General features: G+C 45.6%; 11 protein-coding genes. 5 read left to right on the forward strand and 6 right to left on the reverse strand.

Annotation, left to right across the window (positions count from 1 at the left end):
* Positions 1–72: 72 nt before the first annotated feature.
* Positions 73–1,164, reverse strand: coding sequence for a hypothetical protein (locus DYD21_RS11230; protein ID WP_147303563.1), 1,092 nt, complete (start codon positions 1,162–1,164; stop codon positions 73–75).
* A 114-nt stretch (positions 1,165–1,278) separates the two neighbouring features.
* Here DYD21_RS11230 and DYD21_RS11235 point away from each other — a divergent pair, with 114 nt between their 5' ends.
* The gene (locus DYD21_RS11235) at positions 1,279–4,860 is read left to right on the forward strand and encodes a tetratricopeptide repeat protein (protein ID WP_116036645.1); all 3,582 of its coding nucleotides are present in this window, start codon (positions 1,279–1,281) and stop codon (positions 4,858–4,860) included.
* 140 nt (positions 4,861–5,000) lie between these two features.
* On the opposite strand, the gene DYD21_RS11240 is transcribed toward DYD21_RS11235, so the two are convergent.
* The 3 genes from DYD21_RS11240 to DYD21_RS11250 all read right to left on the reverse strand — a co-directional run bounded on the left by DYD21_RS11240 (position 5,001) and on the right by DYD21_RS11250 (position 9,066).
* Positions 5,001–6,377: an FAD-binding oxidoreductase gene (locus tag DYD21_RS11240; protein WP_116036648.1), complete on the reverse strand. Its 1,377-nt coding sequence runs from the start codon at positions 6,375–6,377 to the stop codon at positions 5,001–5,003.
* 149 nt (positions 6,378–6,526) lie between these two features.
* Positions 6,527–8,569 (reverse strand): DUF5110 domain-containing protein, encoded by a 2,043-nt coding sequence (locus DYD21_RS11245; RefSeq protein ID WP_116036650.1) that lies wholly within the window; start codon positions 8,567–8,569, stop codon positions 6,527–6,529.
* Positions 8,570–8,727: 158 nt separating this feature from the next.
* The gene (locus DYD21_RS11250) at positions 8,728–9,066 is read right to left on the reverse strand and encodes an HU family DNA-binding protein (RefSeq protein WP_280842367.1); all 339 of its coding nucleotides are present in this window, start codon (positions 9,064–9,066) and stop codon (positions 8,728–8,730) included.
* Positions 9,067–9,206: 140 nt separating this feature from the next.
* Between DYD21_RS11250 and DYD21_RS11255 the strand changes: the two genes are divergently transcribed.
* The 4 genes from DYD21_RS11255 to DYD21_RS11270 are packed head-to-tail and all read left to right on the forward strand — an operon-like array spanning position 9,207 to position 13,462.
* The gene (locus tag DYD21_RS11255; RefSeq protein ID WP_116036655.1) at positions 9,207–10,835 is read left to right on the forward strand and encodes a sodium:alanine symporter family protein; all 1,629 of its coding nucleotides are present in this window, start codon (positions 9,207–9,209) and stop codon (positions 10,833–10,835) included.
* A gap of 21 nt (positions 10,836–10,856) precedes the next feature.
* On the forward strand, positions 10,857–11,492 hold the full coding sequence (gene upp / locus DYD21_RS11260) for a uracil phosphoribosyltransferase (RefSeq protein ID WP_116036658.1): 636 nt from the start codon (positions 10,857–10,859) through the stop codon (positions 11,490–11,492).
* Complete coding sequence (lptC, locus tag DYD21_RS11265) at positions 11,479–12,033, forward strand: LPS export ABC transporter periplasmic protein LptC (protein WP_158551579.1); 555 nt, start codon at positions 11,479–11,481, stop codon at positions 12,031–12,033. Before upp ends, lptC begins: the two co-directional genes overlap by 14 nt.
* Positions 12,023–13,462 carry an OstA-like protein gene (locus DYD21_RS11270; RefSeq protein ID WP_158551581.1) on the forward strand — a complete coding sequence of 480 codons (1,440 nt, stop codon included), beginning with the start codon at positions 12,023–12,025 and terminating at the stop codon, positions 13,460–13,462. The genes lptC and DYD21_RS11270 overlap by 11 nt, the downstream gene beginning before the upstream one ends.
* A 169-nt stretch (positions 13,463–13,631) precedes the next feature.
* Here DYD21_RS11270 and DYD21_RS11275 read toward each other — a convergent pair whose 3' ends face one another.
* Both DYD21_RS11275 and DYD21_RS11280 read right to left on the reverse strand, forming a co-directional pair.
* Entirely contained in the window at positions 13,632–14,063 is a 432-nt protein-coding gene (locus tag DYD21_RS11275) for a VOC family protein (RefSeq protein WP_116036666.1), read from the reverse strand.
* Between the two features lie 272 nt (positions 14,064–14,335).
* The gene (locus DYD21_RS11280) at positions 14,336–14,896 is read right to left on the reverse strand and encodes a ribonuclease HII (protein ID WP_116037122.1); all 561 of its coding nucleotides are present in this window, start codon (positions 14,894–14,896) and stop codon (positions 14,336–14,338) included.
* Positions 14,897–15,412 lie beyond the last annotated feature (516 nt).

Genomic DNA, 15,412 nt, shown 5'->3' on the forward strand with positions numbered 1-15,412 from the left:
TTCATCTCATTTCCATGTTGTAATCCTGATTTAGATGGCTCCGGAATACATCCGGAGCTTTACATTAATAATTTATCTGCCAAGAGCCCGGCCGCCGGGCACATTAAACACCTCCAGCATCTTGTTCGAATGTGGATTCGGTATTTCAGAAACCCAGGCGTAACGTCCCGGTTCAAGTTCCACGTGGAAGTATCCGTGGCTGCCTTCGGTCATCGTTTGAACTCCACCAAGAAATGTGGCAGGACCAAGCGAATTAGCGCTGCTACTCGAAACGAGACCGTCCGGATCCATCCAGTTCATCCATTTGCCAACTTCTGCTACACTTGTTCCCGTATCCATTCGGATTAGGTGGACATCGTGGCCGAGCAGGTGATCATATAAGGTCTGATCGTCAAAATTGACCTTAACTATGTGTTCGCCTGCACTGATATGGCGATCAAATTCAATACCATCTGTTGAAATGTTTAACTCGGTAGTGGCGACCGGTTCTTCTGCCACCGAGGATTCGCCAGTTACAGTTAGAAGTTCAATCATACCCAGATATGAATGGAAATCACCCTCTCCATTTTTTACGTAACATTCCACGATATACTCTCCTTCATCAAGATAGACGGTAGTTTCAGTGGAACTCATGCCGCCAATAAAACCCGGCCCGCCACTAGGTGAAACGTCTCCAAACCAGGCTGGAAAGAGTGTTTCTGCATATTTTGTAGGAGCGTCGCCATCGTCCGGCTCTTTCCCTGGAATAATACCATCCATAAACCATTGGAAAGGATTAGTAACATGCTGAATCCAGTAATCAAGTAATTCAGTATTATCAGAAGCAGCACTATCTTTAGCAGCCTGTGGTACACCGGCCATATAAGCAAAGTGTGTCGAATGTGAATCATTAATCAGCCTGAATGTGGTCCATCCCGACGGAATCACATCCGCTGACAATTCAAAGATGTAATCATCACCCTCATGTTTTGCAATTAGTTCAACAACATTATTTGGACTGATTTGGGAAGCCAAACTGGCTTGAGATTGTACTTCATTGTTAGAAATTGATGGATCAGGAGATGTGCTCAAATTTTCACTACAGGCAGCAAAGATAAACATTACTATCAACCCTCCTGTAAATGGCATCATTAATGTTTGATTAAAATATTTTAGAATGTTCATGATTAGCCTTGTTTTGGTTCAGAATTCAGGATTCGACTCAAACATACGGCGGCTCTCTTTGTTCGCTCTGTTTTATATCTTAGATTGTGATCTAAGAGGAATTTTTTTTGTACTATGATTGAGCTTAAAATTCTTGGCCCGGCTGAACTCAGAGGAGAAGATGGAAATCTTGAGCACTCATTTCTTGCGGGGCCAAAACGTCTTGCTTTGCTTACATATCTTATTTTGAACCGCCCCCGTGGTATGCAGCGGAGGGATCGTATTCTACCGTTATTGTGGCCGGAGAAAGGACAAAAGAGTGCCCGGAACTCCCTGAGCAACCTGCTATATCATATCCGAAACACGCTGGGAGATGATATCCTTATTACCAGGGGAACAGAGGAATTGGGGGTTGATACCGCTAAATTAACATGTGATGCTCTTGAATTCGAAAAGCTGATCGAAAAAGGCACCATGCTGAAAGCAGTTGAGCTCTATCGCAGCGACCTGCTTGAAGGATTACATGTACCGGGAGCTTCACCGGATCTTGATCAATGGCTTGAACAAGAGCGTGAAAGGTTTCGGAAACGTTACGGCAGTGCACTGGAAACACTTGCTGAAAAAGATGAAAAACGCGGTAACCTCAAAGAAGCTGCGCGGTGGTGGACGTTAAAAAACCAGGCTTTTCCTTATGATACCCGTGTCGTAAAACGGATGATTGAAGTACACGCAGCATCGGAAAACAGGGCCGAAGCACTTCGAATAGCGAGGCAGCACGGGGAGCTACTGCAGAAGGAACTGGGCATCGACCACCAGGAGACCATGAATGAGCTGACGGAGGGCCTTGACAAAGCTTCCATAAAAATGAGGCATCCGGAGAGCGATCGTGATCATAAAACAGAACGGCTTGATTTTAAATCCGTAGCCATAATGCCTTTTGAAGAGCTTGGCAAACAAGAAGATACATCGAACTTTGCCGGTGGACTCCACAATGATCTTCTTACGAGGCTATCCGGTGTCTCAGCACTAAATATCATTTCACGTACTTCTGTATTACAGTACCGGGAAACAACAAAACCGATACCGCAGATTGCCGAAGAACTCGGTGCCGGAACAATAGTTGAAGGGAGTATCCAGTTCAGAAGCGGCAGAATGAGGTTAAATATACAGCTTATTGATGTTGAAAAAGACAAGCACATCTGGGCTGAAACCTACGACAGGGAGTTTACGGCTGAACATTTTTTTGATATTCAAAGTGAACTGGCATTGAAAATTACGGACAGCCTGAAAGCCCGCCTTACTCCAAGTGAAAAAAAACGCGTTGCTGAATGGGCACCTACGGACGACCTTGAAGCTCATCGGCTCTACACATACGGCCGCAGGCAGCTTGATCAGCGAACCGGTAAAGGAATGAAGCGGGCCGTGGAATATTTCCGGAGCGCTGTTGAACAAGATCCTGATTATGCATTGGCCTGGGTTGGCCTTGCAGATGCACTGGCTCTTCAATACGATTACGGCCATGCAGATAAAGATAAAACACTGCCTCGTGCAGAGGAGGCCATTAACCGGGCGCTTGAACTGGATCCAAACCTTGCTGAAGCATACGCCTCACTCGGATTACTCTATTCAAACCGCCACCAGGGATCAGCAGCTATCCGGGAACTGAAACGTGCCGTGGAACTTCAACCAAGTTACGCCGAAGCCCACAACTGGCTAAGCTGGAATTACCAGCTTTTGGGCCAGCCTGTAAAAGCTCTTGAAAGTGCGAAAAAAGCAGTAAACCTGAACCCTTTATCGCCGGAGGCTCTCAGCAATCTTTCAATATCATACCTTTACAACGGTTATCTTGAAAGAGCCCTGTCTGAATCTTTACGCGGAATTGAAATTCAGCCGGACTGGGATGGTCAGGCGATTCATCATGGTATGGCATTGTTCAATTTGGGAAGATACTCAGAAGCAAAAGCGGTACTTCAAGATCGAAATGTTCCATGGGCCGGTAATGGCCCGCTTGCCACACTTGCGCTTTGCCATAAAATGATAGGAGAGACTAATGAGGCAAAAAAAATAAAAAAAGAGCTTGAAGATAAAGGTGATCTTTTTGCTACGGGCCTGATTGAAGCATCTCTTGGAAATGAAGATAAAGCGCTTAGTCTTTTTGAACAGATAGATTATTGGGATGATTGGGAAACACTTTCCATCCATCATCTGTACACGGATATTTTAGGCCCTCTGAAAAAAGGTCCGCGGTTTAAGGGTATTCTGAAAAGCGTGAATCACAGCAGGGGATTAGAGAATATAGAAGTCAAAAATATTTCGAAACCCGATAAAACAGCCATTGCTGTTCTCCCATTCACCGACTATATGAAGAGGAATAAACTGTCGCCATTTGCCGAGGGAATTCAAAATGACCTGATCACGAAACTGTCGAGGGTTGATGATCTCACAATCATCTCAGGTGACTCAATCAGACGTTTAAGCTTTAAAGAAGTTTCCATTGAGGAAATTGCCCTGAAATTAGGAGTGGGAACAGTGATTAAAGGAGGCATTCAACAAATTGTTGGGCGTATTCGGCTGACTATACAACTGATTGATGCAACCACTGAACAAATACGATGGGCAGAAACCTATGACAGGGAACTCACTGCTGAAAATCTTTTCAACATCCAGAGTGAACTGGCTGAGAAAATTACAGGAAGCCTGCGCGATGAACTGACATCCACTGAAAAGAGCCACGTAGATGAGCGGCCGACTAAGAACCTGGATGCTTATCTTTTATACACACAAGGCAGATCATATCTAAGCCAGAGAACAGAACAGAGTATTTTTAAGTCTCTGAATCTTTTCCGCGATGCGGTAAAGAAAGATCCCGAATATGCCAATGCATGGGCGGGCCTTGCAGAGGCTCTTTTGCTGATCAAATGGTACAACTATTCTTATGACGATGAGTTGAGAGATCCCATGGTAGCAATCCAAAAAGCCCTGGAGTTAAATCCCGAACTGGGAGAAACTTTTTGTTCACTTGGGATATATCATTCATACTATCAGAACGGACCGGAAGCAACCAGGGCACTGGAAAAGTGCATTGAACTACAGCCCGGCTATTCGGAAGCGTATAACTGGCTCGGGTGGCTGAGAATGATCATGGGAGATGCGGCCGGTGGTCTTGAGCCGGCAGAGCGTGCAGCCAGGCTCGATCCGCTTTCACCCTACACCAGGGTGTTTCTCGCTGTAGTATATCTGGCCAATCATAAATACCGGGAAGCCCTGGAAGAATCGATGAGTGCAAGAAAAATCCGGCCTGAATTTGGCCTTTCTCATTTTGTGGAAGGATTGAGTCTTTATCACCTTGAAAAATATACCGAAGCAGAATTTTCCCTCAATGAATCTTTGAAACTTGAAAGCTCAAACGGATCACCCATTAAAAATGAAGCGTATGCAACCTTAGCCCTGGCAAAAGTTGCGAATGGCAAACATCAGGAGGCTCGCAATCTGCTCGAAAAGATAAAAGACAATAAAGACTATTTTTGTGCAGGATTGGTGGAGGCCGCGTTAAATAACTATGAAGAAGCACACAGCCAATTTGGAAAAGTAGAAAAGTTTGGTGCCTTTACCACACCGATGTGCCGCTACTACTTCCCTGATGTACTGGAATCCGTCCGGAAGGATTCACGGTTTGATGCGCTAATTAACAAAATTAATAAGAGCTGGAACATGTAGAGCGGGTCGCTGACCCGCTTCTTATGAACCAAGCAAACAAATGAACTTCGTGAAAGGGGTGGGAGCTCGTTTACCGTCAGCCCTGAGACAAGATAAAATCCGTTGACTGGATCTTTCCCACTCGGCTCAGGCGAGCCGAGCTACGTTGGCTCAATATTCTGATTGCTGCGAAACAGGTTTTCCGGATCCCACTCTTTTTTGATCTCTTTCAGTCTGTCAAAATTTGATCCGTAGGCATCGGGAATACGATTTTGTTCATCCTGACCCATCAGATTTACATACACACCGCCGCTGGCGTGTGGAGACATGGCAATATGAAACTCTTTTGCCCAGTTCATTGGCTCATTATCTGCTTCAGTGTCGGTCCAGCCGGCAAAAATGTGCAGAGTGTACGCCGAGTCGCGGTGCGGAAAGGCGGTCAGTTCCGGGTCAATACGGTTTATGGCTCCGCCCATCGGTTCGAAATAGGCGACTGAGAATGCACCGGGAAGTTTTTTGGTATGCTCCAGCATGGTGTCGATTGCCACATCTGAGATCTCATCCAGATAATGTGCTTTTGAATACCAGCGGTTTCCGCTCGTCATTCCCTCATCAAACATCTTTTGTGCAGCGGTATATGGCATCGGCTGAACCACGTTCAAGATCGGATCGCCAAAATTGAGAAGTGGTGCGAGCTCTGCCTGAGCCGTTTCGGAATCTCCTATATGAGCCATCACCAGCGAGAGAACCGGTTTCCCATGATAGGATTTGGGAAATGCATCGATCGGAGGAGCATTTAAAAAGAAAGCGTAGCAGGCGATCTCCTCCGGAGCGCCCTGCATAAAACCGCGATAAAATCGGAGTACGTCCCCGGCCTGATCGAATGGAAAGACTACCTGTCCGGCCGTAATCTCCGGCCCAACCTCATGAAGGCTGAACTCGAAAGAGGTGACAATTCCGAAGTTACCGCTGCCGCCACGAATCGCCCAGAAGAGATCTTCATAGTGATGTTCACTGGTCAAAATGGATTCACCGGTAGCCGTGATAATCCGGGCCGACAGCAGGTTATCCAGTGCAAGGCCGTGCTTGCGCGAAAGATACCCGGTTCCGCCGCCAAGTGTGTAGCCGGCAACGCCAACAGTTGAAACCGTAGCCCCGGTAGTTGCCAGTCCGTGCTTCTGCGCCGCTTCATCAAATGCGCCCCATCGCACCCCGGGCCCCACTATGGCGGTCTTTTCAGCCGAATCAATTTCGATAGAATTCATCCCGGAAAGATCGATCACCAGTCCGCCATCGCAGATCGATTTCCCCGCATAATCGTGGCCGCCGCTTCTGACAGAAAACTCCAGTTCATGCTCTTTCACAAACCGGATACACCGTGCCACATCATCACTATTTTTACATAGGGCAACAGCGGCTGGATATTTATCAAAAAAACCGTTCCACCCGATTCTCAGTTTTTGGTAACCGGAATCTCCTTGTTTGGTAATGGTTCCGTTAAGTTCTTTTCCGAGGGTTTCGAATTGAAATTTGTCCATTCTAAAGAAAGATTTATGTACAGGTTTTAAGACTTATATTAAATACAATAAAAAAACCTGATCATGCAAAAAACTGCTCAGGTGAAGATACAAATTGGGAACATACTGTAACTATAACAGATACGATACCCCTCCAAGCCCAAAATTACTTACGGAGTTATCGCTATCTCTGTTCTCTCGTGCTTCCACCTATCCGGCAGGTTCAGGATCAATATTGAACTCTCCCGATCGTAAAACCAGGCCGTTTCCTGTTCATCAACTTCGTGTGATTCAGTCATCAATTCACCATTTAGCTCCACAGATTCAGGATAAGATGTGTGCATGAAACGGAGTTCGTACGACCTGTATTCGTTCATTCCGCTGTATTCACGCTGCACGGCACCAATCGTCAATCGAAGCTGCCCCGCAACTTCGTTATACCGGAACATGGTTCTCGCTGCAATTGCTCTTCGATAATCTCTTGTAAATCCATCATCTTCTGTTAGCCGAAATGTCCCCGCATTACCGGTGTATATTTCCACCTGCAAATGATCGTTGTTGCCGTCCCGAATCGGTCCCCCTTCTGGCCGGTACGAAATTATTGATCCGGCTTTAACAAATAAAGGAATATGGCGCAATGGAGCCTCAACCACCCATGATTGACCCGCCCGGTATTCTCTGCCGGAGTAATAATCATACCAAAATCCATCATCCGGAAAATAAACGCTCCGTTCTCTAACTCCCGGATCGCTAACCGGTGCAACAAGAAATGCATCTCCAAAACGGAATTGTCCCGGGTAATCCCGAAATCCACCAATCAAACTGTTTCTTGTCTGCCTTGTGATATGGGCATGTGTGTAAATGTATGGAAAAAGCCTGGAACGCAGATCGGTACTCTCCCGAATCATCTCTATTTCTGATTCAGTAAACGAGTCGTGCGAAAAATCATCAACCAAAAAATGCATGGAAGGCAAAAAAGCTGACAACTGTATGGTTCTCAGAAAAAGCTCTTCATCAGCCCTGCCCTTCAGCGAAACCGGGTATGAAATAAATGGGGTATTGTAACTGCTAAGAGTTGGATCCGAAACAGATTCAAGAAGTTGACTCAGGCCTCCAGGCGAATAATATCCATTTTGATCGATTTCAGGAGCTGAATCCCAGCTAAATGTTGTCGGCTTGCTAACCGGGGCTGGATATTGCAGGTGATGCGAATCATTTACGACAAAGTGATGGCGTAGATAGAGATTACGCTCTCTTTCAGGGTTCGCAGACTGTTCGAGCTCATGTAATGTACTCAGATCGGAAAGTTCGACCGGTCCGTCTAAAAGTAAATACTGATACCCTCGATTGAATATCTCCGAAAGTCCGCCATTGCTGGCATTGGTTGGAAACTCATCAGAAGAAAGTTTTTTTCCATAAACAACTTCATCCCAATTCTGCCTGATCGATGAGAGATCTGAATTAAAGTCATGATTCTGAAACCAGGCCGCATCCGGAAGCGTTGTCGAAGTGCCCAAATGGGTATTCACTGCATCTGGTGTAAAATCCATTCCCGCATATCCAGTCATAAAACCAAAGTACCAGTCAGGCGGAAGCATCACCGTCTGTTCGCGAAACAAATCGGCACTGTTTATTTCAGGTGAGATAGATGGCGGAAGTCCTGTTCCAGTGGGTTTTACGTAATCACTGTGAGATAGGTGAATTTTATGAACCTGTAGTCCTTCCAGGTCGCGGGGATGCAAACGAATTTCATACAACCCGGGATTTGAAAAGTTTAGGTCGCTGCTGCTATTTCCATCTCTGCGGGGGATCCATTGTAAACGTACTTCATCTTGTGGTAAGGAAACAGTAAATCGATCAACCAAAAAGTTATCAGGGCCCGTAATTGTGATATCGGGTCCTCCCCCCTGATCCTGCAATGTACCATAACCCGTGGCAAGAATATGCAATGAGTAATTCCCGGGATTGGTTACATAAACTGAAAATCTCAGACTCTGTGCACTGTCAGGCTCTTCAGGTTGATAAATCAGCCCCCTGCTGTTGACATGAAACTGTTCCTGCCAGTTCAGGTACTGTGATCCGGATTCAGGTACAATAGATATAATTCCATCCACCTCATAAAAATCAGCCTGCGGGTATGGCGAGCAGGAACTGAGCAAAGAGATTAGCAGGAAGGCTAATAAATAATGAAGCGAACTGACTAAAATTCTCATTTTTGATATGTAGACGAACAACTGCTGGTCGCCGATAGAATATCACAATCTTAGTGAAACTGCAACGATCCAGAAGAGATGCAGATCTGTTGGAGATTTGCAGATCAACCCCTGAAAGCCCAATTAAAAGATATCAGTTCGTTTGAAAGACTTAAAGTCTATGAATTAGATTTATTAACCTGCTTTTTAAAATCTTTAGAAATTTTGAGAGTAGGGACATATTGTTCCGGCACAATAACTTCTTCATTGGTTTTTGGATTTCGCGCCACTCGCTGTGCTCTTTTAACCACCTTAAAACTACCAAAACCCCGAAGTTCTATAGTTTCGCCGCGTTTCATTGCATCAATTACGGTGTCAATAAATCCATTTACAACCGCTTCAGTCTCAACTTTAGTGAGCCCTGTGGACGATGATATTACGTCAACGATGTCTGCCTTTGTCATAACATGTTTGTTTTTCTTCTTGTTAATCCATTTAGTTCTTTCTGCGATAATCAGTTAAGAACTTTATTGTGATCGTTTGATAAAAAAAGAACTTTCCGAAGCAAATCGTTCATTCGTTTGCCATTTTTATTAAAAAGTAACTCATATTATTTATACATTCGAGGCTGAAGAAACCGTAACCTTATATTTTATTGATGGACATCTTCGACGACGTTATCTCTTGGCTATTAGATCTGATCTGGAACACACCTGAAGCTCTCCCTTTTATGGTGGTTGTTCTGCTCTCCTTTGGTATTTTCATTACAATCCGACTCGGTTTTATTCAAATCACTCGCTTCAGCCACGGTTTGAAAGTGGTTAGCGGGCATTACGACGATCCGAATGATGAAGGTGACATAAACCACTTCCAGGCGCTCAGTACAGCGTTGTCAGCTACGGTGGGTATCGGTAATATTGCTGGTGTTGCACTCGCTATCCATTTTGGAGGACCCGGTGCACTTTTCTGGATGTGGATAACCGCTATTTTGGGTATGGCAATTAAATTTACAGAGGTTACCCTTGCCCAGGAATACCGTGTAACCAACCCCGATGGTACCGTATCCGGTGGTCCGATGTACTATATTGAAAAAGGATTGGGCCCAAACTGGAAATGGCTGGCGGTCGCATTTTCTATAGCGGCTGCAATTTGTGCATTTCTCACTGGAAACGCCGTTCAGGCTAATACGGTAGCGGATGTAATGCATAGCGATTTTGAAATTCCCCGCGCTCTCACCGGCTTTATCACTGCAGGTCTTGTCGGAGCAGTTATTCTGGGGGGAATTAAGCGAATCGGGTATGTTACCTCGCGCCTCGTTCCATTTATGGCTACGCTCTACGTGCTGGCCGGATTGATTATCCTGATTCTGAATTACAATCTTGTCATCCCTTCATTTGTAGAAATTGTAACAAGTGCCTTTAATCCCCAGGCCGGAATTCTGGGTGTGGGATCCGGTGCTTTTATCTTCACCCTGAGTTACGGTGTCCAGCGCGGTCTTTTTTCAAATGAAGCCGGCCAGGGTTCAGCCCCCATTGCACACTCCGCAGCAAAAACCGATCAGCCTGTCCGTGAAGGCGTTGTAGCGCTTCTGGAACCATTTATTGACACACTGGTAGTGTGTACCATTACAGGTCTTGTTATCGTAACTACGGGCGCCTGGGATATGCATCACACCGCAACAGTGAACCCGTCAGATGCTTCCATTGAATATGTGATGCTCGATGGAGAATCTCCCGCTACTCTTTATTTTGAAGACGGCGTGCCCGTAAACGGTGAAATGATCCGTTATTCTGCCCCTGTGGATACTATGTATACCAACCGCGACCAGACAGAACTCTTTAACGGACGCATTGAAAATGTTGGAACTTCTCCCGTTGCTTTTGATGAAAGTGACCAGATCCTCACACAAATTTTTGGCGGAGTTGTTGAAAACGGGGCTCCGCTAACTGCCCGGGCTTTTGAGATCGGCCTTGCACCACTTGCCGGTGGCGGGGGATTCATCGTAACCATTGCAGTTCTCCTTTTCGCGGTTTCTACCTCCATCAGCTGGAGCTACTATGGCGACAGGGCTGCTCAATATCTATTCGGATTTAAATCCATCTTATGGTACAGACTGGCATTTGTGGGAATGCACTTTGTAGGTGCGATAACGGCACTTACCACAATATGGGCGTTTGGTGATGTGATGCTTGGATTGATGGCATTTTTCAACATCATTGCACTTTTTGCACTCTCAGGTGTAATTGTGAAAATTACCCGTAAGTATTTCGAAAACACGGAAATTTAAAACCATAAGTCCGTTCATAATATGTATACCAAGGAAAATGTAACCGTTCTTGATCATCCCGTGGTGGCGCGCGATCTGTCGATCCTGAGAAATCAGGATACAGACATTGTTGAATTTCGAACGGCAATGGCAAGAATTGCGACTATTCTTGCCTACACTTCCCTGAAGGAACTCCCTCTGCGTGAAACATCCATTCAAACGCCTATCACAGAAACAAAAGGGTATCATATCGATACTGATGTGATTGTTGTTCCCATTCTGAGGGCAGGTCTTACACTGGTAGATGCAATTATGAATTTTATTCCGGATGCAAAAGTTGGGCATTTAGGGATGTACAGAGACGAAATCACCCACGAACCCGTTGACTATTATTCAAACCTGCCGGATGGGATTTCTGAAGGTTTGGTACTGCTGGTAGATCCGATGTTAGCCACCGGCGGAAGCGCAGATGATGCCATCGGATATCTCAAAAAACAGGGAGCTAAAAAAATCCGGTTTACATCTTTGATCAGCGCCCCTGAAGGTTTAAAACGAATCACCGAAAAATATCCCGATGTTTCTATCATCACCGCTGCAGTGGATGAAAAACTTAATGAAGACGCATTTATCGTCCCCGGGCTCGGGGATGCGGGAGACCGGTATTTTGGCACTTCGTAGCCTTGTTCCCATCTTCGCCATCGCCTTTTTCACATTCACGGCTTGTGGTGAACTTTCCGATTTTGATACACGCCAGGTGCAATCTTCCCTTAATGATTCACTTACAACCACTACCGAGAGCTGGGATGTTGAGATGATACTAATGAACAACGGCCGGGCCAGAATTTTAATTGAAGGCTCTCATGCCATCAGCTACCAGATGCCGGAACGTAAAGAGACTCATATTCGCGGGCCCGTTTACGTTCAGTTATACGACTCAACCGGTGCCGTAGAAACCGAAGCATGGAGCAAACGGGCGGTTTACTACGATGCTAAAAGTGAATTTGAACTTTTCGACTCCGTTCGGGTCAACACCGCGGCAGACAGACAACTCTATTCAGATTTCCTGCTATGGTCTGAACGCACGGATCGTATCAGTTCACCCGATTTTGTAATTATCGTCACTCCATCAGACAGTATATCCGGCCGTGGTTTTGAAAGTGGGACAGACCTTTCTGATTATATCATCGATGAACCAAGAGGACACTTTATTGTTGATTAAACCGAAAAAACTTCTGCTTCGTACGGGTCTTACAGCTCTGCTCTGTTTCTCGTTTACCGGATTTATCCAGCAGGTTTCAGCACAAAGCCAGGTTTTTATTGAAAATGCGAACCGTGCTGAAGGTACCATAGTCGACGGTGAAAATGTACGAAAACTGATTGGAAATGTAATCTTACGCACCGAAGATATGCGGATGGAAGCCGATAGCGCCTACCAGTTCATCAACCGAAACCTGATACACGCATTCAATATTCAGATTGAAACAGATGAAGATATTATCTGGGCAGATACGCTTTATCACGATACATTTACTGATTTCAGCCAGTTCAGAGGCCGCGTTATTATCGAATCCCCTGCAAATACAGTTTTTAGTGAAGCCATAAACCTGATTTCTCCGCTCGACCTTGCCGTTTTTCTTTCTCCTGTTCGATTTGAAGATGAACGCGGTGTGCTGCTTGCCGAATCGGGGCTCTATTTTCAGCGGCCGGACAGTGCCATTTTTCACGGAGATGTTCAGCTTGCCGACACAACCCAGTATCTGGAGGCTGACTCGCTCTTTATGAACCGCTCTAAAGATCTGTACGAACTGCATGGACGCGTTTTTGCTGATGATTATGAGGAAAAAGTCACCTTCGAGGGAAACTACCTTTTCGCAGATTCGTTAGGGTATCGCCTGCTTACCGGCGATGACGCCTGGATGATGGAGATAAGTGAATCGGAGACGGATACAACTCACCTAATCGCCAAAAAAATTGAGCTGACCGAAACGGATACACTCTCCATGATGGATGCCTATCAGCAGGTACGGATCTGGTCAACAAAATTTTCGGCTATCGCTGATACGGCCAACTACCGGGACGAAGAAGAGATGTTTATTCTGAGGGGAAATCCCATCCTCTGGCAAAAAAATATTCAGCTCACCGGTCCATACATCGAAGCCACGCTTGAAAATGAGGATATTCGTTTTTTAAAATCCTTTCCAAGGCCAATAGTCGTGCAGGAAGATTCAGCAACCGGACGCCTCAACCAGATGACCGGTGACACTCTGCACGCCTATTTTGATGAAGGTGAACTTGAGCGGCTCATCGTTTTTGATAACTCCGAAATCATTTTTCATCAGAAAGATGAAGACGATGAACCTGATGGGCTCATGGAGCTGATCGCTGTTGGTTCATCCACGATGATTTTTCTGAATGGTGAGTTTGATAATTTTAAGGCAGAGCGAAATATCGATGGTTCTTATATTCCCGAAGGTCCGCAGGTATCTGAACGGCGGCTAGAAAATTTCCAATGGAGCCCCGAACGTAAACCAGATCGTCCCGCTATTCGCATTCCCCGGCTGAACGCCATTCTGGATATCCGGCCGTTTGAACTGCCTCCCCGATACGTGCGATACCTCGAGGATCAGGAAGAAATTGTTGAAGAGTAGGGAAAAGTGAAAGGTGAAAAGTGAAATGAGTCTCTTCCTGCAGAAGCGCCCTCACCGGATGAGGCATCCATGAATATTCTTTGAACCTTTCATGACTCGGTTTTTATAAAAAACTCATCCGATGAATCTACAATATCATTTCACTTACAACTCTCTGAAAATAAATTAATCAGACAGCAAAGATCTGGCTTTCATCCCGAAACGCTTTAAACTCCAGGGCATTTCCGCTGGGATCGAGGAAAAACATGGTCGCCTGTTCACCAGGCTCTCCCTCAAAGCGGATGTACGGGGCAATCACGAACTCGGTGTTGTGTTCAATCAACCGTTCAACCAGTTTGTGCCACTCATCCCACTCCAGGATCACACCAAAATGCTTTGCCGGAACCTCGTGGCCGTCCACCTCATTTTTGGCCGACTTTCCTGCATCATCCGGACTCACGTGCGCAACCACCTGGTGACCAAAAAAGTTAAAGTCGATCCACTTATCAGAACTTCGGCCGGTTTCACAGCCAAGCACATCCCTGTAAAAAATCAGGGTATCTTTCAATTCTTTAACAGGAAACGCAAGATGAAACCGGGGAATCTTTTTCTCTTTGCTCATCGTTTAAAATTTTGATGGTATAAATTTTTGTGTGAAGAAAAGATAGTAAATATGTCTGCTTCCGCAATGTAAAAAAGTGTCTGGCACAGGCCAGAGAGATCAGAGTCAGGGCAATGACGAAGAAGTGGCTCCCCACGTGCCCGGAGTTCAACCACCATCATTTTCCTCAGCCAACACACAGCAAGAACCCACCTCTGAGCAGACGCTGCCCCGTGAAGGATGCCTTTGGCAGACGCTTTCTGCTCTGTCTCCTCCGAGGAGGAGAAGGAAAATCACCCGCTGTATTTCTTATCCGTTCTTAGTTTAAAGCTTTTCCGATGGTGTTCGGTATATCCATACTCTTCCAGCCCGGTGAAATGTTCTTTTGTTGGATACCCCACGTTTCGATTCCATCCGTAATACGGATATTTTTCATGGAGATTAACCATCAGTTCATCGCGGTATACTTTTGCCAGAATCGAGGCTGCCGCTATGGATGCTGATCGGTCATCTCCCTTTACCAGACAGGCGTGCGGAAGCAGAGTTACAGGCGCTTTATTCCCATCAACAAGCAGGTAATCGGGATCGGCACCAACGGCTTCACTGCACTTGGTCATCGCATGAAGCGACGCGTGTAAAATGTTCAGTTGGTCAATTTCTTGCGGAGAGCATGCCTGTATGGTCCAAAATCCGGCCTCCTTTTTAATAGAATCAGATAGTTTTTCCCGGTTGATTTTTTTGATCGTCTTACTATCCTTAAGCAACTCATTTACTTCAGATTCAGGATTCAGAATTACGCCGGCGGCCACTACCGGACCACAGAGGCAGCCTCTGCCCACCTCATCAAGCCCCATCACGCGGCTGTACCCTTCACTCCAAAGCTGTTTCTCAAATTGATATCGGTCGGTTTTCTGCACGTTTACATTTGGTTTCAAATAAAAATCTTTACGTCAGCCAAAAGGTAAGAAAAGTTAGCAAGGAGATATGGTATTTCTGTTCTCGCATCCCCATGCTAAACACTTCCCCCTTTATCAACATCGATACCGGTTCTGGCTCCGAACCCTGAGAAATACCATATCTAAGGGTTCCACGCTTCGACACTACGGAGATATGGTATTTCTGTCCACACATCCCCATGCTGAACACATTCCCCATCTTCAACTTCGATATCGGTTCTGGCTCCAAATCCTGAGAAATACCATATCTAAGAATTCCACGCTTCGGCACTACCGAGATATGGTATTTCTGTTCACATATCCCTGTGCAAAACATGGTCCCCTTCATCGGTTTCGATACCGATTCCTGCTCCGGGTCTTGAGAAATACCATATCTGAAATGCAATGATTGTTGTGTTTTAATAGTTATACCAT

This window comes from Rhodohalobacter sp. SW132, assembly GCF_003390325.1.
Lineage (GTDB): Bacteria > Bacteroidota > Rhodothermia > Balneolales > Balneolaceae > SW132.

Excerpts from the sequence above, each read along its gene's own strand:
- DYD21_RS11230 (WP_147303563.1), bottom strand. The coding sequence starts at position 1,164 with ATGAACATTCTAAAATATTTTAATCAAACATTAATGATGCCATTTACA.
- DYD21_RS11235 (WP_116036645.1), top strand. The coding sequence starts at position 1,279 with ATGATTGAGCTTAAAATTCTTGGCCCGGCTGAACTCAGAGGAGAAGAT.
- DYD21_RS11240 (WP_116036648.1), bottom strand. The coding sequence starts at position 6,377 with ATGGACAAATTTCAATTCGAAACCCTCGGAAAAGAACTTAACGGAACC.
- DYD21_RS11245 (WP_116036650.1), bottom strand. The coding sequence starts at position 8,569 with ATGAGAATTTTAGTCAGTTCGCTTCATTATTTATTAGCCTTCCTGCTA.
- DYD21_RS11255 (WP_116036655.1), top strand. The coding sequence starts at position 9,207 with ATGGACATCTTCGACGACGTTATCTCTTGGCTATTAGATCTGATCTGG.
- upp (WP_116036658.1), top strand. The coding sequence starts at position 10,857 with ATGTATACCAAGGAAAATGTAACCGTTCTTGATCATCCCGTGGTGGCG.
- DYD21_RS11275 (WP_116036666.1), bottom strand. The coding sequence starts at position 14,063 with ATGAGCAAAGAGAAAAAGATTCCCCGGTTTCATCTTGCGTTTCCTGTT.
- DYD21_RS11280 (WP_116037122.1), bottom strand. The coding sequence starts at position 14,896 with ATGGGGCTTGATGAGGTGGGCAGAGGCTGCCTCTGTGGTCCGGTAGTG.